This is a genomic window from Rubripirellula lacrimiformis, assembly GCF_007741535.1.
Lineage (GTDB): Bacteria > Planctomycetota > Planctomycetia > Pirellulales > Pirellulaceae > Rubripirellula > Rubripirellula lacrimiformis.
In genome coordinates, this window is the sequence record NZ_CP036525.1 from 5,087,490 (window position 1) to 5,111,230 (window position 23,741).

At 58.9% G+C, this 23,741-nt stretch carries 14 protein-coding genes; 2 read left to right on the forward strand and 12 right to left on the reverse strand.

What is annotated here, in order from left to right:
* Positions 1-202: 202 nt before the first annotated feature.
* The 10 genes from K227x_RS17960 to K227x_RS18005 form a co-directional block, all read right to left on the reverse strand.
* Complete coding sequence (locus tag K227x_RS17960; protein ID WP_145171630.1) at positions 203-1,126, reverse strand: rhomboid family intramembrane serine protease; 924 nt, start codon at positions 1,124-1,126, stop codon at positions 203-205.
* 57 nt (positions 1,127-1,183) lie between these two features.
* Entirely contained in the window at positions 1,184-2,980 is a 1,797-nt protein-coding gene (gene lepA / locus K227x_RS17965) for a translation elongation factor 4 (RefSeq protein WP_145171633.1), read from the reverse strand.
* Positions 2,981-3,255: 275 nt separating this feature from the next.
* Entirely contained in the window at positions 3,256-4,860 is a 1,605-nt protein-coding gene (locus tag K227x_RS17970) for a fucose isomerase (RefSeq protein WP_145171635.1), read from the reverse strand.
* 112 nt (positions 4,861-4,972) lie between these two features.
* On the reverse strand, positions 4,973-6,610 hold the full coding sequence (locus K227x_RS17975; protein ID WP_145171637.1) for a ribulokinase: 1,638 nt from the start codon (positions 6,608-6,610) through the stop codon (positions 4,973-4,975).
* A 48-nt stretch (positions 6,611-6,658) separates the two neighbouring features.
* Positions 6,659-8,287, reverse strand: coding sequence for a sodium:solute symporter (locus tag K227x_RS17980; protein ID WP_246145897.1), 1,629 nt, complete (start codon positions 8,285-8,287; stop codon positions 6,659-6,661).
* Between the two features lie 1,091 nt (positions 8,288-9,378).
* Positions 9,379-9,576 (reverse strand): hemin uptake protein HemP, encoded by a 198-nt coding sequence (gene hemP / locus K227x_RS17985; protein WP_145171640.1) that lies wholly within the window; start codon positions 9,574-9,576, stop codon positions 9,379-9,381.
* Positions 9,573-11,291 (reverse strand): Kelch repeat-containing protein, encoded by a 1,719-nt coding sequence (locus K227x_RS17990; protein WP_145171642.1) that lies wholly within the window; start codon positions 11,289-11,291, stop codon positions 9,573-9,575. Before K227x_RS17990 ends, hemP begins: the two co-directional genes overlap by 4 nt.
* A gap of 74 nt (positions 11,292-11,365) precedes the next feature.
* Positions 11,366-11,809: a hypothetical protein gene (locus K227x_RS17995; RefSeq protein ID WP_145171644.1), complete on the reverse strand. Its 444-nt coding sequence runs from the start codon at positions 11,807-11,809 to the stop codon at positions 11,366-11,368.
* Positions 11,809-12,768, reverse strand: a complete 960-nt coding sequence (locus K227x_RS18000; protein ID WP_145171646.1) for a DUF1559 domain-containing protein — start codon at positions 12,766-12,768, stop codon at positions 11,809-11,811. The genes K227x_RS17995 and K227x_RS18000 overlap by 1 nt, the downstream gene beginning before the upstream one ends.
* Before the next feature lie 116 nt (positions 12,769-12,884).
* Positions 12,885-13,802, reverse strand: a complete 918-nt coding sequence (locus tag K227x_RS18005) for a PEP-CTERM sorting domain-containing protein (protein WP_218933340.1) — start codon at positions 13,800-13,802, stop codon at positions 12,885-12,887.
* 310 nt (positions 13,803-14,112) lie between these two features.
* Here K227x_RS18005 and K227x_RS18010 point away from each other — a divergent pair, with 310 nt between their 5' ends.
* Together K227x_RS18010 and K227x_RS18015 are read left to right on the forward strand one after the other, a co-directional pair.
* A complete protein-coding gene (locus tag K227x_RS18010) occupies positions 14,113-17,289 on the forward strand; it encodes a PSD1 and planctomycete cytochrome C domain-containing protein (protein WP_218933341.1) in 3,177 nt (1,058 codons plus the stop codon).
* Positions 17,290-17,398: 109 nt separating this feature from the next.
* Positions 17,399-18,880 (forward strand): DUF1501 domain-containing protein, encoded by a 1,482-nt coding sequence (locus K227x_RS18015; protein ID WP_145171652.1) that lies wholly within the window; start codon positions 17,399-17,401, stop codon positions 18,878-18,880.
* 165 nt (positions 18,881-19,045) lie between these two features.
* On the opposite strand, the gene K227x_RS18020 is transcribed toward K227x_RS18015, so the two are convergent.
* A complete protein-coding gene (locus K227x_RS18020) occupies positions 19,046-20,488 on the reverse strand; it encodes a DUF1501 domain-containing protein (RefSeq protein ID WP_246145898.1) in 1,443 nt (480 codons plus the stop codon).
* Positions 20,481-23,705, reverse strand: coding sequence for a DUF1553 domain-containing protein (locus K227x_RS18025; protein ID WP_145171654.1), 3,225 nt, complete (start codon positions 23,703-23,705; stop codon positions 20,481-20,483). Before K227x_RS18025 ends, K227x_RS18020 begins: the two co-directional genes overlap by 8 nt.
* Positions 23,706-23,741: the final 36 nt, after the last annotated feature.

Here is a 23,741-nt window from a genome sequence, read left to right on the forward strand (position 1 = left end):
GAAAGACAGCACGAAATCGTTCGGCTCTCCCCCCCCCTCAGCGGAGAGCCGAGCCCCAGTCGGCAAACGGTGGTCAAGCGGTGCACACCAAGCCGATCTGAACAGCAACGTCCAACAGCAACGTTCACGCGCAACGTATACGGGCAACGTCTTGGGCTTCGCCAGAAGCCCCTGCCAACCGAGGGAATTCTGGCGAATCCCACTACGAAGGTGACGCCCCGCTTGAGACCTTCGCCGTGGCAATCGCGATGGCCCAGGCTGCCACCACAATCCCGATTGCGATTGCACCCGCGGATGCCTGAAACCAACGACTTCGCAGCCAGACTTCGGGCAATCGTGCTGCGGCCGCTCCCATCAACAGTCCGGCAAGAAATCCGGTGATGTGTGCACCGACATCCGTGCGGTCACCTTCAAGCCCCATCATCGCCAACATCAGCACGCCGCCGATCAATGGACTGTACCGCTGCATCGCGTTCTGGTTCGTCATCGTCCGTGGACGCAGAGCGTGCGCCACCATCACGCCCAAAGCGGCAAACACCGCCGTCGACGCTCCGATCGAATTATGCTCGGCCGGTCGCATCGCGGCGTTCAATAGATTCCCGAAGACCCCCGCCGACGTGATCGTCAGCCAAGCCACTCCGCCGCCCAGGATGCGCCCAGCCAACCATCCGAACACGCCACCGAAAACCAGGTTCGACAACAAGTGCCCGATGTCGGCATGCAGCGTCAGTGCGGTCGCAGCACGGTGCAACTGGCCGGCCATCACCTGTCCGGCATTCATTCGCCCGATCGCTTGCCAGACTGGACGCGAGGATTCTGACAAGGAAGCCGCACCGATCACCACCAATACGGTCACGTATCCGACCACGCCCCAGGTGGCGCCGCCGTACTTGGTGACGGTGGAAACAACCGGTTGCTTTTCCGACTGACGTTCCTGCAGGTAGGACGACAACTCGGAAACCGCGACCTCGCCATCACGCCCGGCGACCACCAACTGCCATAGGCCCCCCTGGCGAACCACATGAGACGCAATCCCAGCAGAATCCAGCACTAAGCGTGATTCCATGCAAGCACGGCGACTGCCCGATTCGAAGACGACCGTGTCGATGACGTTGGGTTGTTCCATAGCGTGACCGTCCGATTCCAAGATCGCCTGGGTTTCAAAACGACGGGAGCCGGAGGTTCAGTCCTTGTCGGCACGAAGCACGGAAACGAAAGCCTTCTGAGGAATATTGACGCTTCCGAATTGCTTCATCTTCGCCTTCCCCTTCTTCTGCTTTTCCAGCAGCTTTTTCTTACGAGTCACGTCGCCGCCATACAACTTGGCCGTCACGTCTTTTCGGTACGGAGCAATCGTCGCTCGCGCGATGATCGTGCCCCCGATGGCACCTTGGATTGGGATCTTGAACTGGTGGCGTGGAATCTCTTCCGCCAACTGTTCGCAATAGTGCAGTGCCCGAGCACGCGATTTGTCCCGGTGCACCAAGTACGCCAACGCATCGATCGGTTCTTTGTTGACCAAGATGTCGACCTTCACGATGTCGGTCTTGCGATACTCGACCGGTTCGTAATCGAACGACCCGTATCCTCGCGTGATCATTTTCAACTTGCCGTAGAAGTCAAACAAGACTTCCCCCAGCGGCATTTCACTGACCACCTCGACTCGGCCAGCCGACAGATAATTCATCGTCTGACTCTCGCTGCGATGCTCGCGACACAGCTCCATGACTGGTCCAACGTATTCCTCGGGCGTCAGGATCTGCGCTCTGATGTAGGGCTCGCTAGCGGAATCGATTGTGGACGGGTCAGGCCAATAACTAGGGTTATCGACCTCCAGCGTTTCGCCGTTTTTCAGCATCAGCTGATACTTGACCGATGGTGCCGAGATCACCAAACCGATGTCAAATTCACGCTGCAAGCGTTCTTGAATCACGTCCAGGTGCAACAGTCCAAGGAACCCACAGCGGAACCCGAACCCGAGGGCCGCTGAACTGTCCTTTTCGTAGGTCAATGCGGCGTCGTTGATCGCCAACTTTTCCAGTGCCTTGGTCAGATCCTGGTACTCATCGGTGCTCATCGGATAGACCGACGAAAACACAACCTGCTTGGCCGGCTGGTAGCCTGGAATCGGCGCATCGGCGGGACGATCCAAGATCGTGATCGTGTCGCCAATCTCGATATCCTGGACGCTCTTGACCCCCGCAACGATGTAACCAACCTCGCCAGCCGACAGTTTTTTCTTGGGGTTCAGTTTGAACTGGTTGTAACCAAGTTCATCGATCGTGAAATCGCGGTCCGAGTGCATGAAGTGAATCGTGTCGCGAGGCTTCAGTGTGCCTTCCATCACTCGCACCTGCAGGATCACGCCACGGTACTTGTCAAAGAACGCGTCGAAGACAAGGGCTTTCACCGGAGCCGACTCGTCACCGGTGGGCGGCGGAAGGTGATGGACAATGCCCTCCAACACATCTTCAATCCCCTGTCCGGTTTTGGCGGAAACGGGAATCGCCGCAAACGGATCCAAGCCCAGGTCGGCGTCAATTTCTTCGCGGACCCGATCGACGTTCGCCGCTGGAAGATCGATTTTGTTGATCACCGGCAACAGTTCTAGGTCGTATTCCATCGCCAGGAACAGGTTCGCCACAGTCTGGGCCTCCACCCCCTGCGACGCATCGACCACCATCAGGGCCCCTTCGCAGGCCATCAATGAACGACGCACTTCGTGCGAAAAGTCAACGTGACCGGGAGTGTCGATCAGGTTCAACTGGTACAGGTTCCCATCCTTGGCGGTGTATTCCAGCGTCACCGTATTGCTTTTGATCGTGATCCCACGCTCACGCTCGATATCCATCGAATCCAGCATTTGGTCGTGGAAATCACGCTGCGTCACGCCTCCGCAAGCCTGAATCAATCGATCGGCCAAGGTCGATTTGCCGTGGTCGATGTGGGCGATGATGCAAAAATTGCGAATCAGTTTCATGCTATTTCGAACTTGGACGTGGCGGCGATCGTGCGAAGGGTTCAAGCAACGATTTTGACTATCCTAGACAATCCGGTCGATGTCCCATAGGGATTCGGAATGGACCGCCTGCACCCGTGATTCGCGGCCCTTTGCCCGGTGAGCGTAACCCGGCCCCGGTGAACCGCTTTTGCTGCCCGTGCCTCGTCTTGCCCCCGCCCGCCGCTCACACGCCGTTCTAACGCCCCCATGATGGGGACCTGGGGGGGATAGCGGACGTTCTTGGCCCCGCGGCGTCAGTCGACGTCGCCACACAAACAGACTTCGATGCCCAATTCGGATGCCGCCACCGCTTTGGCCTGCATCGCCACCTTGGCTTCGGCTTCGGATCGGGCGTAGGCGACTTGGATATGGTTGGCCTGATGTCGGGCCATCATCTGGTCCCGCGACACGCCGCGAAACACGGTGTGCATGATCGGCCACTGAGGCGTCGTCGCGTCCCAGCGCCGCTGAGTTTCCTGATCAGGTAGCGCGACCGATTTGGCTAGCCCAAGATCCATTTTCAGCTTTCCGTCGGCCACAAAGATTCGCGACCAGACCACATCGCCCGGTTTGGAGATCCCGCGAACGGTGCTGCCCCCGGACGGGAAGTACATCGGTGGTTGGCGGAACCCTTCGGCCGCAGCCCAGCCGCCCTCGAAGTGCGACGCTGGGACGGCACCGCTGATCTCGAGCACCCAAACCTGGCCTTCGACGGTTCCCGACAGATCGCGATCCGACCATCGCAAATCGTGCAGCGTGTTTTCCACCGGTTGCCCAAGCGCCTGGTGTACTCGCTGGGTCAACAACCCATCCAGCCCCGCACATTCGTCAACTTCGTTGAAGTGGATCAACGGTTGCCCAGGGTGCAGTTCCCGGCTCCCGTCGCGTGATCGAACCGGCGGACGAACGGAATCGTTCAACATGCCTTCGACCAGATCGCTGGCCGGCAACAGATCTTTCAATCCCTGTTGGTATTGGATCCCCACGGCGTCGCAACCGAAGTCGTCGGCAATCCGCATCGTCGCGATGTACATTTTGCACTGATCCAGGATCTGAGCATCGGTCAAATCGGTGGCGTGATCCGGGCCGGTGTGGAACTTCATTCCGTGATCATCCAGCCAAAGTCGAACCGATTCGGCTTCGCTGGTATCCACCTGCAGCGTCTCGTAATACAGCGCCGACTGGCTTAGCCGTTCTTTAAAAACCCCCAATGGGTTCAACAAGGAATCCGGAATGATCGCATTGAACATCCCCATACAGCCTTCGTCAAAAACGCCCATGATCGCTTTGTCACGTCGCAGCGTCTCGGCGACCTCGGTCCCAACTTGGCGAGCGTTTTCATCACATGCGGCAAGATCCAACGCGGCCGCGTGCGATGTGTCATGCGAAACCGTCGCGTCGTCCAACCATGATTTCAGGTTCGTCAGGAACGCTTCGTCCGAAAACGTTTCGCTCCACAGCGAACAATACCGCACGCCCGCTTTGGTCAAGGATCCGTTCAGGTTCAACAAGCCCACCAAACCCGGCCATTGGCCCGACCAGTTTGCGGCTGTCAAAATGGGGCCACGATGGGTCATCAGACCAGCCAGCACGTGGTGCGAGTACTGCCAAACCGCCTCGGCGACGATCAACGGCGCATCAGGATCGATCTCTCGGAATACATCGATCCCCTGACGCTGTGACCGGATGAACCCGTGCCCCAATTCGGCATCGTAATCGTGGCCCCGTTTGACCTCGTACCCAAAGGATTCGATTGCGGCGGTCAACTGCTGCTCCATTTCAGCCTGCGCGGACCAACACACCTGGTTGGCTGAATCGCGAAGGTCACCCGAAGCGATAAGGATGACGGTTTTGGACATAAAAAAAGCTTCCTGGAAATGAACGTAAAATCAGATTTCGATTGGCCGATAACGGCAACCGGTGTGCCGCCGTGACCGGAACTGGTCAGGCCTAGTTTCAGTTGGCCTAGTTTCAGTTGGCGGTTTCTCGGGGGGCCGAGTTTCCATTGGACGGGCCAAGTTTGCGGGCTAGTTCTCGATAGCCTGAATAAAGTTGGTGGTAGGCGGCACAGCGATCCGAGCGAGGATAAACCTTGTCGGATTGGCCCGATTTGGCGGACGCCATCGCCGACGCTGCCTCGGTTACGTCGCGGAACCCGCTGGCATCGGGACCTGCCGCTAACATCCCCAACACCGCCGCGCCCACCGCGGGCCCTTGAGTCGATGGATGAATTTCGATCTCGGCACCCAGCACATCGGCGTACACTTCGACGAATGCGCGGTTGTGATGCGGCAATCCACCGGTGGCCACAAAACGATCGATGGGGACACCACCGTCACGCAGCAATTCGACGATCCAGCGAAGCCCGAACGCGGACGCTTCCATCAGTGCCAAATACAAATGTTCCGGGCCATGGTGCAGACCGAGGCCGGTCAATGCGCCCCGCACACCGCCATCCATCAACGGCGTTCGGCAACCATTCATCCAGTCCAAACAAGCCACTCCGTCGGCTCCCGGCGGCAACTTCATCGCGGCCTCCGACAGGCTTTCGAACGATTCTAAGTTCACCAGTTTCAACAGCCACGCAAACGCGTCGCCAACCGCTGCCTGTCCGGTTTCATACCCAAACATTCCCGGCAAAATCCCGCCGTCCACGACGCCGGCAACCCCCGGGACATTCGCGAACTCGGTCGCGTTCAGCATGTGGCAACTGCTGGTCCCAAGCACCATCACCAAGGTCCCCGGATCGGCCGCGCCGACACCCGGCACCGCCGAATGCGCGTCGATGATCGCCGCCGACACGGGAGTTCCAGTCTGCAGCCCGAACCGCTTCGCCATCGCGTCGCAGACGCCCCCGGCGGATTCCCCTGGCGATCGCATCACGCCGGGCAATCGGTTGGCGACCACTTCGGCTAACAAGGGATGTACGGCGGCAAAATAGTCCAGCGACGGATATCCTTCGCTAGCCGACCACATCGCCTTGTATCCCGCTTGGCAACTGGAACGGGTCAGTTCGTTTGCCGGGCCACCGACCAACTGCCAAACAAACCAGTCTCCGGCTTCCAACCACACCTCGGCGGCGTCCGCAACTTGCGGAGCGTTTTCGATCGTTTCCAAGACCTTGGGAAAGAACCATTCCAATCCGATCGTCCCACCGTAACGAGCCAGAAACGACTCGTTGCGATGGTTGGCGATGCGGTTCATTCGCTCGGTTTGCTGGATCGCACCATGGTGCTTCCAAAGCTTGGGCCATGCCAAGGGCACGCTCGCCAACGATTCGACCTGACAAAGCGGAGTGCCGTCGATCGTTGTGGGCAACATCGTGCAACTTGTAAAGTCGACCCCCACACCAACGATCTGATCCGCTCGAACACCCGATTGGGACATTGCCGATCGCGTCGCCTCGGCCGCCGCATCCAACCAATCGTCGGGTGCTTGCAGAGCGAAATGGGCAGGCAGTGGATCCGACGATCCGGGCAACGTGTCGGTGATCTGACCGTGCGCAAAGTCGACTGCCGCGATCGCTAATTGCTGCCCATCGCGGTCCACCAAAATCGCGCGAACCGATTCGGTCCCAAAATCTAGTCCGAGTGATACTACCGCTGACATGCTTGAAGAGCCTCTGGAACAAAAAACCATTCGAATACGTGACGATGCCTAGGCAGCAGGCTTCGACTTGCCGGCCGACAAAATGGCTCCGATACCGACGATCACGACCGTTCCCACGACGATCACCAACAGCGGGTGAAAGGGACTGGGCGGCAGAATCCACGACTCGGACCACAAACCACCCGACGACAGCGCCATCCATGCAATCACTGCGGTGCCGATCGTAACCGACAAGATAGCGTGCGAATTGGTGGCCCGTTTACAGATCACGCCCAGCAGGAACAGGGCCAAAATCCCGCTTCCCAAAATGCCCGACAGTGCCCACCAAATGTCGAGCGCACTTTCGGTCAATTGAACCAACGCCAGCGCCAACGCTGTCCCCAGCACGCCCCATACGACGGTCGCGCCATGCAACACGCCCATCAGTTGCCGTTCGCTAGCCCGCGGCGAAACCAGACGCTGAAAAAAGTCGCTCATCACCAACGTTGCGGACGAATTCAGCGACGTCGACACCGTACTCATCGCCGCCGCGAAGATCGCTGCGACCAACAAACCCGACACGCCCGATGGCAGGTGCGCGGCAATGAAGTGGGGGAACACACGGTCGCCGATGTCGCGATCCGAAAGCTGGGCTGCGGTATCATTCAGCTGCTTTTGGTACGCAGGTGCAAAACGCGTTGCTCCGTCCGCAGCCGTCTCCATTGCCGGTGCGATCCCCTGTTGCATCAGACGCTGTTTCGCCACCACCAAACGAACCTCTTGGGTATCGCCGGGGTGAATCTGGTGCCAAGCGAACAACGACGTGCCGATGAAAAAGAACACCGCGCTAACGGGCACGTACAGACCAGCACTTAGCCACAAACTGCGGGCCGCATCACGGTCGCTCTTCGAAGCGATGTACCGCTGGATAAAGCTTTGGTCGATGCCGAAGTTTTTAAGATTTTCAAACAGACCGTACGCCAACAACACCCAGACGGTGGATTCGGACACGGACGAAAGACTGAAACTGCCCAGCAACAACTTGTCATTGTCGGCGGCGATTTCCATCACTTGCCCCATACCGCCGGGCATCCCAGCCAGGATCACGGCCAGCGAAACCAACGCGCCCACCAACAACACGATCGCCTGGATCGCATCCGCCCAGATGACCGCCACGATTCCGCCGACGAAGGAGTACACCGTCACCATCACGCCCGTCACCATGATGACCCAACGAATGTCCCAGCCAAAAATCACGGCCATCGGCAGCGCCATCAAGTACATCACCACCGCGATTCGGGCGACTTGAAACAACAGGTAGAACCCGCTGGCATAGATCCGAGCCCAAACGCCAAATCGTTTCTCTAGCAACGCGTACGCGGACACTTCGCCCGATGCCCGGTACATCGGTACAAAGAATCGAATCGCAATCATCGCCGCGATCGGAATCGACAACGAAAAGACAAACGGATTCCAATTGTCGACGAACGATTTTCCGGGCAGGGCAAGATAGCTAATGCTGCTAAGGAAGGTTGCGAAAATCGATAGACCGCACAACCAACCGGGCAACGACCGACCACCGCTGGTGAATTCGTCGCTGGAACCGCTTCGCTTCCAAAAGAAAAACCCCAGCGACAACACGCCGACGAAGTACGCGACCAGGATGATCCAATCCAGGACTGTAAAATGCGAATTCAAGGCGGGACGACCGAAGTGGGGGACGACGGAAAACGGATAGCGGGCGATCCGGTAAGGCGAGACCCAGAAGGCTACCATGTTTTCGCGGCCCCGTGTCGCCGAGGCTCGGGGCAAAACAATGATGGCAGTAGCGACCTTTCCAGTCCAGCAACCACCCCCGCGCCGGCATAGAGCCCCAACGACCTCTCACACCCAAACGCCCCCACCAACAGCAGCCCCAATCGTTTAACCGCTGGGCAACGCCCCGCGCGCCACCAGCCCCCAATCGTTTAACCGCTGGGCATCGCCCCGCGCGCCAACACCAGCCCCCAATCGTTTAACCGCTGGGCAACGCCCCGCGCGCCAACACCAGCCCCCAATCGTTTAACCGCTGGGCAACGCCCCGCGCGCCAACACCAGCCCCCAATCGTTTAACCGCTGGGCATCGCCCCGCGCGCCAACACCATCCCCCAATCGTTTAACCGCTGGGCAACGCCCCGCGCGTCAACACCAGCCCCCAATCGTTTAACCGCTGGGCAACGCCCCGCGCGCCAACACCAGCCCCAAATCGTTTAACCGCTGGGCAACGCCCCGCGCGCCAACACCAGCCCCCAATCGTTTAACCGCTGGGCAACGCCCCGCGCTCCAACACCAGCCCCCATTCGTTTAACCGCTGGGCAACGCCCCGCGCGCCAACACCAGCCCCCATCGTTTAAGTTTAACCGCTGGGCAACGCCCCGCGCGCCAACACCAGCCCCAATCGTTTAACCGCTGGGCAACGCCCCGCGCTCCAACACCAGCCCCCATTCGTTTAACCGCTGGGCAACGCCCCGCGCGCCAACACCAGCCCCCATTCGTTTAACCGCTGGGCAACGCCCCGCGCGCCAACACCAGCCCCAATCGTTTAACCGCTGGGCAACGCCCCGCGCGCCAACAGCAGCCCCCAATCGTTTACCCGCTGGGCAACGCCCCGCGCGCCACCATCCCCCCACGCCCCAACCAACGCCCAAACGCCCCCCACCGATTCAAAACAACGGGAGATCGACACGTCCGCCCAACAGATACACGCATAAAAAAACGCCGCCCGGATCGAACGGCGGCGTTTGAATCGTTCATTTGGTCAGCACCAACTTGCCATGGCGAGTTTGCCGCAGCCGATACAGTTGCCCTTCGTGTTCGATCCAAATCTCTTGGCCACAGCGAGCCAGATCGGTAAACCTGATCACCTTGGACCCCAGTGGATGCTGCCAGGACGGATTCACCGGTGCCCCCGCCTGATCCGATTCAGAAGATTCTTCTGAAGTGTTCATTCCTTGCTCGTCAACGTCACGGCATCGATCACGGTGAATTTTCCGATCTGCATGTTGGCTCCGCCCACCATCAGCAGTTCGTTCTCTTGGCGAGGCAGCATGCGGTGAAAAAAGCGAGCTCGCTGGCACTTGGCGACCGTGGTCCAGCCTTTACCGCTTGGGTCCAACCGATGAACGAAACCGTCCATCGTGCTGCAATACAGATTCCCGCCACTAGCGAACGACGACGAACCAAACCCGGACATCCCCGCACCTGGGATCGAAGGGCCGTCGGACCATGAATCCGACTTCGGATCATAGATATCGACGCGAGTGGTCGGTCCGCCCTCGGGACGCATTCCCCCGATCACGTACAACTTGCCATCGAAAGCCGCGACGCTGGTGGCACGCCGCTTAAACGGCGGTTGCGCGGTCGCTTGCCACTTGGCCGAGGGGTTCGACAGATCCAAGCAGTAGGCCGTTTGCAACCATTCGCTGGTGTCGCTGTCACCATCCAGCTTCCAGCCGCCGAACACGTAAACCTTGTCGCCGATGACTGCCGCGTCCAGCGATGATCGCGGCTCGGGAAGACTGGCCAAATCGCTCCACTGATTCGTTGCCGGATCGTAGCTTGCGACCGAAGTCTGGGAATGCAGTTCGTGATCGTCGCCTAAATCATTGACCGCACTGAAACCGCCAATGCGGACGACGCGATCGCCATGGGCAACCAATGCCAACCCTTGCAATCGAGGACCGCTGGCCAATTCCTGCCACTTGGCCGAATCGCCTTGTGACAGATCCAATGACCACAACCGGTTGGATTGTTCCTCGGTCGAATACGAGTGCGCGTCCCCGGTGTGTCCGCCGTAGACGAATAGCCGGTTCCCTGCGATCGCCGCACCAAAACTAGTCAGTTCCTCGGGCAATTCGGCCAAACCGGTTGGACCTACCGATACGCCGCTATTGGAATCGACCTTTGGCTTCGCAGGAGCGGCCGCAGATCCTTTGCTTGCCGAATCATTCTTGTCAGACTTGCCAATGCTGAAGGTTGCTGTCAGATAGTCGGTGGTGCTTGAATAGGGTTCCCCGTCCAACTCGCCCTTGACGTCGGACTTGGTGACACCGACGACGATCGCGTTCAAACCCGATTCAACTTCGCTGGCGGTGAAAGAAACCAGTCCGGCTGCGTCGGTGTTGCGGGCCGCTTCCTGGTGGCCTTCCTCGCAGTACAGCTTGACTTCCGTGTCGGCCAATGGCTCGCCGTCTGCCAGCACTTTCACCTCTACGCCGCCTTTCCCATCCGCGATTACCACGGTTTGCATCGGCGCGTCGCTACGAGGTTCGCTCGGCCACTGCGTGGGGTCGGTTTGCGGCAGGTGTTCGACGTGGTAGGTCAACTTGGTCCCGTGGTACAGGCCATAGGTGACCGATCCAGACAGCTCGGCATGCGAATTGATCGGCATCGTGCTCTGAATCCCTACCAGATCATCGCCATCGACGGATTTCGTCGCAACGGGATGCTTGGCGCCGTCACTGTTCAATTCGATCGCTTGCACTTTCGCTGGCATCGGATAGACACGGTCGGCCGTGGATTCGCCGAACCACATCACCGCACGGCCATCGTCGTTGGACGCTAGCCAAGGGAAGTGAGCCCAAGAGAGCGAAGGCGTCGCGACGGAGCCCGCGAGACAGAAAAAAGCGATCGCGAAGCTGCGCCGCGGGAGATAGGAGGTCATCGTTTTTCCTATTGAATGGATAGATGCGTCAAAAGAATCGGACACGGCGGAAATGAAAGTGATTTCCACCAACACTATTTTAAAAATCGAACATCAAACTGAAGCGGATTGACTTCCCCCGACCTCAAGTCACAAGTCAACTTGCTGTCGCCATCAAAGGCGGGATCGATCATCGCGTCGGCGGCAGGCAACTGGTAGGTCGTGCCGTCATCCGACTTGGTGGGTATCCCGGATCGAATGCTGGCAGGGATCATCGACACTCGCACTCGGTACTGACCGCCGTGCAATTCCGCTTCGGGACCAATTTCAAACTGGCCGCCCAAGACCGGAACCGATGCATTGGGACCGGTGGTGCCGGACATCGGTTCCAGCGTGATCACGGCCCCCGACAATGGCTGGCCGGCGACTGTCACCGTACCGGCGGCAGTCACGGACGATGAATCGCTGCTGGAACATCCCGCCTGCGTAAAGCAGACAGCCGCCACCGCCGCGAACACAAAGGATCGAACACCCGTCATTACCAAGGCTCCTGGTTGATGACTTCGCCGTCGTTGCGGGCGGCTAATCGTTGCAGAATGGTCGCGTCGACAGATTCGTTCAGCAAACGGACGCTGCCGTCGCTTAGCACGAACTGAACGCCGCCGGTGTGCGGACTGCGAAACGATTCATAGGACGGAATATCAAACAACGAAATGTGCTTCGCATTGAACTTACCAAATACCGATGCGGTGGAATGATATGGATAACTGACCGCCCACATCCCCGCACTTTCGCCACCGGATCCCGGATAGGGGAACGGAAGCATCGAAGTGTCGCGTCGTTGAACACCAAATTCGCCCGCCAAAAACGTGTGCGAGGTTCCATCCGCTGCGGCAACATCGTCGATATCGACCGAGGATATCCAAGATTGGGACGCGTCCACGCCGGCATTGACCCGCTCCATTCGAAACACGTTCATCGAATCCACGATCACTCCGTTGTGCACTTGATTGCGGTACTTCTTCGTTCCCGTCGACAGCGCGTAACTGGAATACCCATTGGGCGTGCCACCACTGTCGGGAAGCGACATCGACGGGCACAGATGAACCGGCGGGGTCTTTTTGGACGCTGCCTCGTTTTCAGGCGTCGTCGGGCTGCTGCTGAAATCAAACTGTTCGTACAGTGCCGCACTCTCGTGATAGGGCAGCAGAGCCACCCACGCGGTCAGTCCGGCAACATGGACGGGTTGTCCTTGGTTCTTTCCAGCGGATATCCCAAGAACCGTCGGCGGTAGACTCCGGTGCACATCGTTGTACATGTGCATCGCCAAACCGAGCTGTTTCATGTTGTTGCTGCACGACATTCGCCGGGCGGCCTCGCGAGCTGCTTGGACGCCTGGCAACAACAATCCGATCAAGATTCCGATGATCGCGATCACCACCAACAGTTCGACCAGCGTGAACGCGGTCCGGTTCAATCGGTTTCGGTTGGGTCTCATGGTTTCAGTCCTTCGGATGCATTCGACAATGATTCAATGGGAACGTGCCACGGCTTCGATCGGACTGAAAAAGGATCAGCCGCTCCGAAGGCGATGCACTTTAGAATTGCAGCAGACTAGGCTTGGCTGCGATTCGTGCCGCGGCGGGATCGGCGACGCCAAACGGCTGCACCACCCACCAGGCCAAGCGCCGCCCACGTGCTAGGTTCGGGAACCGCTTGTGGCGAAAAGCTGGAGGCTTGCGTGAAGCTATCGACGCGGTAAGACAGCAAGGACATGTGGGTGTTGCCGTCCGGGCCATCCGCATTGAAGTCCAGCTGATACTCCGCTTGCGATGAATCCAGATCCCACATGGCTAGGAAACTGACCGCCTGGTCTGGCCCCATCGCTCCGGGTCCTCGGTCGGTCTCGATCGCCAGACTGGGACTCAGGACTCCGCCGCCAGTGGTCAACAACAGCGACGAATAATCCAGTTCATTCCCATCGGTTTCAAACTGCGCGACGATCCGGGTAAAGCCGCCGCCTGTCGTGCCCGAGCGAATGGTTGAAGATGCGTCGGTTTTGTTGCCGAAACTGTAGGCGTTCCCGCCACTGGTGATCAGATTGACGGTATTGAAGGTAAGGCTACTGGCGTCAGGACCAATTGCCAAACTTGAGTTCGCATTGGGCGAGAACCCCGGAGCCGAGGGCCCCGGCGGAACAAAATTGTCCCACAGTGCGAACGTACTGTTGGCGGCTCCAGCGGACCAGGTAAATACATCGCTGCTGGTGCCGGGAACCGACGTACCGCCCGGAACATAGATGGCGGCCGAAGCCACCGAAGAGAACATGGCGGCGAGCGCTAGTGAGAGCGTGGGGATGCTAAGTCGTGCCATCGAGGCAACTCCAGTCAGGACAGTTGGAAACGCAGCCGACAACATGTCGGCTATCGAATCGCTTTGGTCTTGCTGGCTGGCTCGGTCGACCGTCGTTGGCACCACCGTGTGGGTGGCACCGAGACTTCGGTCGTCTTCGGCTCGCGTGCTACGCTTCAAAGCTATTGAGAATCAATCGCAACAGGATCCTAGTGCGAGCAACATGGCTTGTAAAGCGCCGGGGACAAGAATTCCGTCGCAATCTAGGTGCAGGATGGCCGACCGAGACGCAGAACCAACGCGGTATTTCGTTTCGCCGCGTGGGCATCGCCCCGTGCGTATCGCGCGTTGGTCGTGTGGGTCCAATACCCCTGAGCATGCTATAATCAGAATCCCACCTGGGCCGGGCCGCCGCGTGATTCGCATGTCGAAACACCGCGACGCCTACGATCTCTCCCCCCCCTCTCTTTCCGACGGACGCGATCAGCGCATGCCATCGTCCACTGGTTTCTACGCAAGCGACCCCGAGCGTTCGCGACTTTTCGAATCGCACCCGATCCAGACGCAATCACATGCCGGTGTGGATTCGCCAAGTACCGGGATTGACAGATTGCTGCGAGGTCCTTTCCTGGCGTTGGCATTTGGTGCGTTGCTCGCGACCGGGCTGAACGCCGCCTCCGCAGCGCCACAGGACGCAGTGCCACAGGATGCAGCTCCACAGGATGCAGTGCCAGGCGACCAGACAACAACGCCGATCAAAGTCTCCTACAACCGTGACGTCCGCCCCATCCTGTCGCAGCATTGTTTTCAGTGCCATGGACCGGACGAAGAGGCACGCCAAGCCGATCTGCGGTTGGACATTGCCGGAGATGCCGACTTAGATTCGATCCTTGACCGAATTCAATCGGATGATCCCGATACTCAGATGCCTCCGCCGCAGGCCAACAAGCCGATCAATCTGTCCAAGCGTCAGATCTTGGAATCATGGGTCAACGATGGCGCCCCCTATCAGACGCACTGGGCATTCCTTCCGCCAACGGGCACGACGATTCCCGAGGGCGTGCATCCGGTCGACCACTTCATCGACGCTCGCCTGGCCCAGGCTGGGCGAACTCGGTCGCCGATGGCATCTGCCCATGCTCGCATTCGGCGGGTGTATCTCGATTTGATCGGTTTGCCGCCGACGCCCGAAGTCGCCGACCAGTTTGCCGCCAACCCGACGCCCGAATCCTACACCGCGATCGTCGACGAACTGCTGCAATCACCCCGCTACGGTGAACGATGGGCCCGGCGATGGTTGGACCTAGCACGGTACGCCGATACCAATGGATACGAAAAAGATCGCGACCGAAGCATCTGGCCCTATCGCGACTGGGTCATTCGCGCCTTCAATGCGGACATGCCCTTTGATCAGTTCACGATCGCCCAGATCGCAGGCGACATGCTTCCCAATCCGACACCCGATCAATTGGTCGCCACGGGCTTTCATCGCAACACGATGCTGAACGAGGAAGGCGGAATCGATCCGCTTGAATTCCGATACCACGCGATGACCGATCGCGTTGCCACCACTGGCACCACGTGGTTGGGTTTAACGACGGGTTGCGCCCAGTGCCATACGCACAAGTATGATCCTATCACCCACCACGACTACTTCGGCATCATGGCGTATCTGAACAACGCCGATGAACCCGACTATTTTCTGCCGATCGACGAAGACGAATCCCAGCGGCAAGCTCGTATGGCCGAAGCCGACCGCTTGTTGGATCAGTTGGAAAGCCATTGGCCGCAACCGGAACCTGAATCCGAACATCCGTCTGCACCCGAGACGGCAGCCACCAAGACCGCTGGCACCAAGCCAGCCAAAACAACCGCTGCCAACGCAGTGCGCGACATCGAAACCGCATTTACGCAGTGGCTGGCGAACGAGCAGAAAAACAGGACGGACTGGACCACATTGATTCCTGAATCGATGTCCGCCAACGTCCCGTACTTGAGCCAGGAATCCGACGGCGTGATCTTTGCCGCTGGCGACACGTCGAAACATGACATCTATACGTTCCAGTTCACCGCTGGCGATGCTGCGGTGCATTCGATTCGTCTGGACGCGTTTCCCGACGATCGTCTGCCGGGTCGCGGTCCGGGGATGACCTACTACGAAGGCCGCAAAGGCGACTTTTACCTGACGGAGTTCCAGTTATCGGACTCCCAAGGCGAACCGATCCCGATTGCCGACGCGTCCGAAGATTTTGCGAAGAACGCCTTCGGAAAGCACCCCGTTTCAGCCAAACACGCCATCGACGGCGACATTCAAACCGGGTGGTCGGTCGCCGAAGTGGGCGCGGGTCTACCGCACGCCGCCGTCTTCAACTTGCAGCAGCCGATTCAAGCGGGCCAGCGATTCACGCTGACCATGCATTTCGGCCGGCATTTCGCCAGTTCGCTTGGCAAGTTCAAAATCAGTTCGACCGACAACCCCGAACCCATCCGCGCATCGCTATTGACGATGGATTCGATGTCGCCTGAATTGTGGACGGCACTGACGCGGGAAGACGCGGCCGACGATCCAGACGTACGCCGTCTGTTCCTGATGCAGGCTCCCGAAGTGAAGGCCTATGCCGATACGATCCGCAGTCTGCGTGAACCGCCGCACGGCACCTTAACGCTGGTGATGCGCGAACGGCCGCCCGAGAGTGCGCGGACGACGTTTTTGCACCACCGCGGCGAATTCACACAGCCCACCGAAGAGGTTGGACCGAGGTTGCCGGAGGCGCTGCTGGAAAGCACCGACACCGTTCCGACCAACCGGTTGGAATTCGCCCGATGGCTGGTTTCGCCGCACAATCCGCTGACCGCACGCGTCGTTGCCAACCGCCAATGGGCAGCGTTCTTTGGCGTCGGAATCGTCAGCACAACCGACGACTTGGGGATGCAGGGCGAATCGCCCAGCCATCCCAGGTTGCTGGACTATCTGGCCGTCCACTTCATGGAAAATGGATGGTCGATCAAAAATTTGCATCGGCTGATCGTGACCAGCGAAACCTACCAACAGAGTGCTGTGACGGCCGACGCGGATACCGCCGACGCCGTGGTCCGAGGGGACGATCGATTGCTGGGTCGTTTTCCGCGACGTCGCCTGGAAGCCGAAATCATTCGCGACGCATCCCTGGCCGCGTCCGGACTGCTGAACGACCAGATGTTCGGTCCTCCCGTCCGACCGCCGCAGCCCGAAAGTGCGGTATCGGCGAACTACAGCAAGTCGAAATGGACCGCCAGCCCCGGTGCCGATCGGTTTCGACGCAGCGTCTACACCTACCAAAAACGCACGGCGCCGTTCGAAATGTTCATGACCTTTGACGGCACATCGGGCGAATCCTGTGTGGCCAAACGCGACGTTTCCAACACGCCGCTGCAGGCGTTGACGTTGATGAATGACCCGATGTTCGTCGAGATCGCTGAATCCTATGGTAAACGCATGGCGGCCATGCAACCGGATGCCGAAACGCCACCGGCACAGTCCATCGCAACGGGTTTCCGTTGGTTGATGACACGCCCACCAACCGCGAACGAACTAGAACTTCTTTCTCAGTTTCATGCCCAGCATGGCGACTGGACCGCGACCGCGCGAGTGCTGTTGTGCATCGACGAAGCCATCAACCAGAACTAACCCAGCGTTCGTTTCCCGAATCCTCCGGACCGTCGCAGTGATGGCCCACGACGATGTTTCGCGTCTTCCCATCTTCGCCACCTAACTACGCCGTTGGTCGTTCATCACCATGTCATATCCACCGCACATCACCGAACGGTCGCGTCGCTACTTCCTGGGTCAATGTGGAATCGGCTTGGGCAAAATGGCCGCCGCCGGTCTGCTGACGGGATCGCTTGGCGGCGCCGGTGCGGCTCGCGCAGCAACCGAAGCCCGCGCTTCTAGTCAAGCGGGTGATCCGCCCACGCCAAGCAACGCACTGACATCGCGGCAGCCCCATTTTGCGCCGCGTGCCAAGGCGGTGATTCACCTGTTCATGGCAGGTGCACCAAGCCAGTTGGAACTGTTCGATCCCAAGCCGACGCTAAGCCAGCTAGAAGGCAAACCCTTGCCACCGTCGGTCATCGGCAACCAACGCTATGCGTTTATCCAGCCGGACGCCGCCGTCCTAGGTCCCCAGTTTTCGTTTGACCAATATGGTGACAGCGGCGCGGTCTTGGGCCAACCGATGGCAGCTTTGGGCAAAGTCGCAGACGAAATCTGTTTCATCCGATCGTGCACGACCGACCAATTCAATCACGCCCCAGCTCAGATCTTTTTCAACACCGGATTCTCGCAGCCGGGTCGGCCCTGCTTGGGATCCTGGACTTTGTATGGGTTGGGATCGGAAACCCAGGACCTACCCGCATTTGTCGTGTTAAGCACCGGTGCCGGCGTCAGTGGTGGCACCGCGCTGTGGTCCAGCGGATTCATGCCCACGCTGTACACCGGAGTGCCATTTCGCAGCGGACGCGATCCAATTCTGAACGTGGCCACACCGGATAAGTTCACCGGCAAACTGCAACACGACACGTTCGATGTCATCAACCAATTGAACGCCCAACGGCTCTCCCGCGTCGGCGACCCGGAAATTGCCACTCGAATGGCCTCGTACGAGATGGCGGCGCGGCTTCAAACGACGGCACCGGAATTGATGAACCTGGGCAGCGAGTCCCAAGAGACGCTGGATCTGTATGGCTGCCAACCCGAGAAACCATCCTTTGCTCGAGCCTGTTTGCTGGCCCGTCGGATGGTCCAACGTGGCGTTCGGTTCATCAACATCTATCATTCCGGATGGGACGCGCACAGCAACGTCAAAGGCAATTCGGAATCCAACTGCAAACAGACAGTGCAGGCGACCGCGGGATTGATCCAAGACCTTAAACGCCACGGGTTGCTGGACGAAACGCTGGTGATCTGGGGAGGCGAGTTTGGCCGCACGCCAATGGTCGAAACGAACCCGTCGCTGGGACGGTTGGCCGGACGCGACCACCACCCGCAAGCGTTCACGATGTGGATGGCCGGAGGCGGTGTCAAACGAGGCACCACCTACGGCGCGACCGACGAATTCGGATTCCACATCACGGAAAACCCGGTCCACGTCCACGACATCCAAGCCACCATCATGCATTTGCTAGGCTTCGATCACGAACGACTGACCTACCACCATGCAGGCCGCGACTTCCGATTGACCGACGTCCACGGCCGAGTCGTCCACGACCTGATCGCCTGATACGCAGTTCAGCCAGGAAATTCGTTAACCGACGCTGTGAATCATCCCGTGCCGGAGTCGTCAAAGGTTGGTTGATTGGGTGAGTGAGCCGTGATCACGCGAGCGGCCGGGAATTCCCCGAATGCCCGTGGCCCCCCCATTCCGGCAATGATTGACGCGTATTGCTTACGCCAAGACGTCCTTCACCACTTGGCCGTGGACGTCGGTTAGCCGATAGTGCCGGCCTTGGAACTTGTAGGTTAGCTTTTCGTGATCGATCCCCAATTGGTGCAGCATGGTCGCATGCAGATCGTGGACACTGACTGGATTCTGCGTGATGTTGTAGGAATAGTCGTCCGTTTCACCGTAGGTCATTCCTCCTTGGACGCCACCGCCGGCCATCCACATCGTGAAGCAGCGTGGATGGTGATCACGGCCGTAGGTTGCTTTGCCCAGTTCGCCCTGGCAGTACACCGTCCGGCCAAACTCGCCCCCCCAAACCACCAGTGTTTCGTCCAGCAGCCCCCGTTGTTTCAGATCCGTGATCAGCCCTGCGGATGCTTGATCGGTTTCGCGGCAACGGGATCGAAGCTGTTTCACCAGCCCATTGTGAGTGTCCCATCCGCGATGGAACAGTTGCACGAACCGAACACCACGCTCTGACAGCCGACGCGCAAGCAAGACGTTGTAGGCATAGGTTCCCGGTTTGCGAGCGTCTTCGCCATACAGCCGAAACGTATGCTCGGATTCGCCCGATACATCGGTCAACTCGGGCACCGATGTCTGCATCCGAAACGCCATCTCGTACTGAGCGATGCGAGTCTGGATCTCGGGATCACCGACTTCGGCATGGTGCAATTCGTTCAAACGACGGATATGGTCCAGCGTGCTGCGGCGAACACCGGCGTTGATACCATCGGGGTTGTTCAAATACAGTACCGGATCCTTGCCGGACCGGAATCGCACCCCTTGATGCTTCGACGGCAAAAAACCGGCTCCCCAAAGCCGGTCGTAAAGAGCCTGACCACCGCGATTGGACGTCATCGCCACGAAGGCAGGCAGGTTCTCGTTCTCGCTGCCCAGACCGTAACTCATCCAGGCACCGATACTGGGCCGGCCGGCTAGCTGGAATCCTGACTGAAAGAAGGTGATGGCCGGATCGTGGTTGATCGCTTCGGTGTGCATCGACCGGATGAAGCAAACGTCGTTGACAACATTGGCCAGATGCGGCAGCAGTTCTTTGTTCAGCCAGGCGCCGCTGCTGCCGCACTGGGCAAAGTCAAAGGCGGAACTGGCCACTGGAAATCGAGTCTGGCCGGCCGTCATTCCGGTCAACCGCTGGCCGCCGAAAACCGATTCGGGCACATCGCTGCCGTGCAGTTTGGCTAATTCGGGCTTGTAGTCGAACAAGTCCAATTGGGTAGGGCCGCCACTTTGGAACAGATAGATCACACGTTTTGCCTTCGGCGCAATCGCACGCGTCGCGGCTTCGGACAGCCCATTGCCCGAAAGCAGTCCGGCCAGCGCGGCCGCCCCCAATCCTTTCACGCCGCTTCCAAAGAAATAGCGACGCGTCATTTCCAAACGAGACTGTTCCCGCAGGAGCTCGCTGTTCACCATGTCACTCATTCGAAATCACCTGGTCCAAGTTCAACAGCACGTTTGCGATCGCTGTGTAAGCCGCCAATCGAGCGGGATTCAAATCGGCGTTCACGGCAGTTGACCCTGTCGCGATCAATTTCCCCGCGGCCTCGGGATCCGCCCGATAGATGGACCAGTATTCGGCCGCCGCGTCTTCTAGAATCGCTCGTTCGTGGTCGCTTGGATCGCAAGCGGTCACGCAGCGAAATCCAAACCCGATGGGATCGCCTTCGCCTTCACGGATCATCCGGCTAGCAAGATGACGTGCCGCTTCGACAAACGCAGTCTCGTTCAACAACGTCAACGCTTGCAGGGGCGTATTGGTGCGTTTGATTCCCACCCAACAGGACTCGCGATCGGCAGCATCCAAAATCGCCATACTGGGCGGGTTCACCGTCCGTTTCCAAGTTGTATACAGACTGCGACGAAACAGATCCGCCCCCTTGGATTGGCGATAGCGCTGGCCCATCGACATTTCGATCCACAGATCATCGGGCTGATAGGGGCTGACCGATGGACCACCCACCGTTTCCACCAACAGACCACTGACGAACAGTGCTTGGTCACGAAGCACCGGACCGGGCAATCGAGTTCGCGGTCCGCGTGCAAGCAACCGGTTCGCTGGATCACGCTGCAAATGTTCGGGCGTCATGTTGGACGACTGACGGTAGGTCGCGCTGGTAACGATCAATCGCTGCATGCCGGCGACATCCCACTGCGTTCGAAGAAACTCGGTCGCAAGCCAATCCAGCAATCCGCGGTGGCTGGGCATATCGCCTTGGATTCCAAAATCTTCCGTGGTTTGAACGATCCCGGTGCCGAAGTACTTTTGCCAATATCGATTGACGGTCACCCGCGCCGTCAACGGGTTCTGGTCCGACACGATCCATTTCGCCAGCCCCAGGCGGTTGCGTGGCAGATCGGCCGACATCGGCGGCAGTACCGCGGGAACGTCCCGTTCGACTTGATCCCCCAAGTCGTGATAGACCCCGCGAACTCGGACGAAGGTCGGTTTGGGATTCGGATCTTCTGCCATCACCATGCATGTCGGAAGCGTTGCCGCATACTGTTGGCGATTGGCGATGGCATCCAAATAGGTCTGATAGACATCACGTCCAGGACCATTTTCGTAGAACGCCGCACGCAGCTTGGCTGTTTGTCGATCGGTCCGCTTCGGCGGATCGATGTTCGCGATTTCGCGGACCGTGGCGGGCTCGGCGATGACCAAAGCTTCGTCCGGTGTCAGTTCGTGCGAATCGTACCGAACCTCGTCGATCGATCCGGTAAAGTTTGGCCCATGCGGCCCGCCGCCGATACGCAGCGGATCCGACTTCCCCGCTCCGCCGGTGTTGCTGTTGGTGTTCAGTTCGACGGTGACTGGAACCGCGACTCCGTCCAGATAGATTTTCTGTGCGGTGGCACGCTGCGACCCATCATTGCTGACGCTCACGTGGACCCATTCGCCAGGGGCCAGTTTCGATTGGGTAACGACCACCCCGGCACCGGCAACCCAGCGACTGATCACGCTGAACACCAGATGACCGTCACGCAGTTCGACAGAAACTCCTTTGCGTCCCATTCCGGTCTCTTGACGTGATAGCACGACGCCGTGCTTCACCGCGGTGGGCCGAATCCAAAATGAAAGACTGTAAGGTTCGGCACAACTGAAATCGGTGAACCGGGACTTCGCTTTTTTGACCTTACCTGTCGATCGATTGGCAACCGCAATGACCGTGTCGCCGTCGCACTTCAAGGCGTCGCCCACAGGCCCCGGTTCGTAACGTTCGGTTCCCGATTGAACTTTGGAATCCGCCGGCAAGGTACCGCTGAATGCGTAATGCTGTCGCAGACCACGTCGCACCAAGGTTTGGTTTGTGGGTGCTTGTTTGCCAGATCGTTGGTGACCAGCGGATAAATTGGTCGTGTCGTTACCATCGGCAATCAAAGCTTCCCATTTGTGTTGGGAAGCAACCATGGTCGCCGATTTCAGCGCAGCCTCGGCATCTTCGACACGTCGATCGAGTCCATCGAGTCGTTGCTGCTGCGCTGCAGTCGGTGCCAGGATGTAGGGTTCCGAATTCCCGGCCTTGATCGCACGACCGGCTTCGGGAACGTTGTTGAAGTACGCAATCAACTGGTAATAGTCTTTTTGCGACACAGGATCGTATTTGTGATCATGACATCGCGCACACCCCATCGTCAGCCCTAACCAGACCGTGCTGGTCGTATCAACTCGATCGACCGCATTTTCCAGCAGGAACTCATCGACCACGATTCCGGCTTCGGAGTTATACCGATGGTTGCGGTTGAATCCGGTGGCAATCAACTGATCGATGCTAGGGTTGGGAAGCAGGTCGCCGGCCAGCTGTTGGATCGTAAACTGATCGAACGGCATATTTCGGTTGTACGCATCGATCACCCAATCCCGCCAACGCCACATCACACGCGGTCCATCGAATTGATAGCCGTCGGTATCTGCAAATCGTGCGGCATCCAACCATGGCATCGCCATTTGCTCGCCATAGCGTGGCGACTTTAGCAACCGATCGACGACGCGTTCGTAGGCATCCGGTCGCTGATCGTCCAGGAAATCCGCCACTTCCTGGGGCGTCGGCGGCAAACCGGTCAGATCCAAAGTGACTCGCCGAATCAGTTTCGCTTTGGATGCGGGTTCAGCCGGATGAAGCCCTTCGCTTTCCAATCGCGCCAGCACAAACCGATCGATGCCGTTGCGTACCCATGTCGTATCCGCCACCGCGGGCAACGGTGGACGTTCTGGTTGGACGAACGCCCAATGTTGCCCCCAAACGGCGCCCTGACGGACCCAACGGACCAGGGTTTGCTTTTCCGCATCTGTCAGCAACCGCCGCGCATCCGGTGGCGGCATCACCTCGCCGGCATCGTCGGTCAGCAGTCGCCGCACGAATTCGCTGTCCTGGGGTTGGAACGGGACGATCACCGGCGATCCGTCTGGATCCCCCTTGGCAGCCGATTCCAGATCGAATCGCAAGTCCGCCTGGCGTGCCTGTGGATCAGGGCCGTGACAGGGAAAGCAGGTGTCCGAAAGGATCGGCAGCACGTCGCGATCAAACCGTATTTCATTGTCCAGTTCGGCTGCGACACCATCGATGCCTAAGCCGAACCAACAGATCAACCATGCCCCTGGCAGCCATCGCCATCGTTTCACGAGACTGCTAGAAACCATATCGTCAAATTCCTAGAAGCAGTGGGAAGGCGAGGC

Coding starts and splice junctions, on each gene's coding strand:
- K227x_RS17995 (WP_145171644.1), bottom strand. CDS start 11,809: ATGACGGGTGTTCGATCCTTTGTGTTCGCGGCGGTGGCGGCTGTCTGC.
- K227x_RS18000 (WP_145171646.1), bottom strand. CDS start 12,768: ATGAGACCCAACCGAAACCGATTGAACCGGACCGCGTTCACGCTGGTC.
- K227x_RS18015 (WP_145171652.1), top strand. CDS start 17,399: ATGTCATATCCACCGCACATCACCGAACGGTCGCGTCGCTACTTCCTG.
- hemP (WP_145171640.1), bottom strand. CDS start 9,576: ATGAACACTTCAGAAGAATCTTCTGAATCGGATCAGGCGGGGGCACCG.
- lepA (WP_145171633.1), bottom strand. CDS start 2,980: ATGAAACTGATTCGCAATTTTTGCATCATCGCCCACATCGACCACGGC.
- K227x_RS18020 (WP_246145898.1), bottom strand. CDS start 20,488: ATGAGTGACATGGTGAACAGCGAGCTCCTGCGGGAACAGTCTCGTTTG.
- K227x_RS17970 (WP_145171635.1), bottom strand. CDS start 4,860: ATGTCCAAAACCGTCATCCTTATCGCTTCGGGTGACCTTCGCGATTCA.
- K227x_RS17960 (WP_145171630.1), bottom strand. CDS start 1,126: ATGGAACAACCCAACGTCATCGACACGGTCGTCTTCGAATCGGGCAGT.
- K227x_RS18025 (WP_145171654.1), bottom strand. CDS start 23,705: ATGGTTTCTAGCAGTCTCGTGAAACGATGGCGATGGCTGCCAGGGGCA.
- K227x_RS17975 (WP_145171637.1), bottom strand. CDS start 6,610: ATGTCAGCGGTAGTATCACTCGGACTAGATTTTGGGACCGAATCGGTT.
- K227x_RS17990 (WP_145171642.1), bottom strand. CDS start 11,291: ATGACCTCCTATCTCCCGCGGCGCAGCTTCGCGATCGCTTTTTTCTGT.
- K227x_RS18010 (WP_218933341.1), top strand. CDS start 14,113: ATGCCATCGTCCACTGGTTTCTACGCAAGCGACCCCGAGCGTTCGCGA.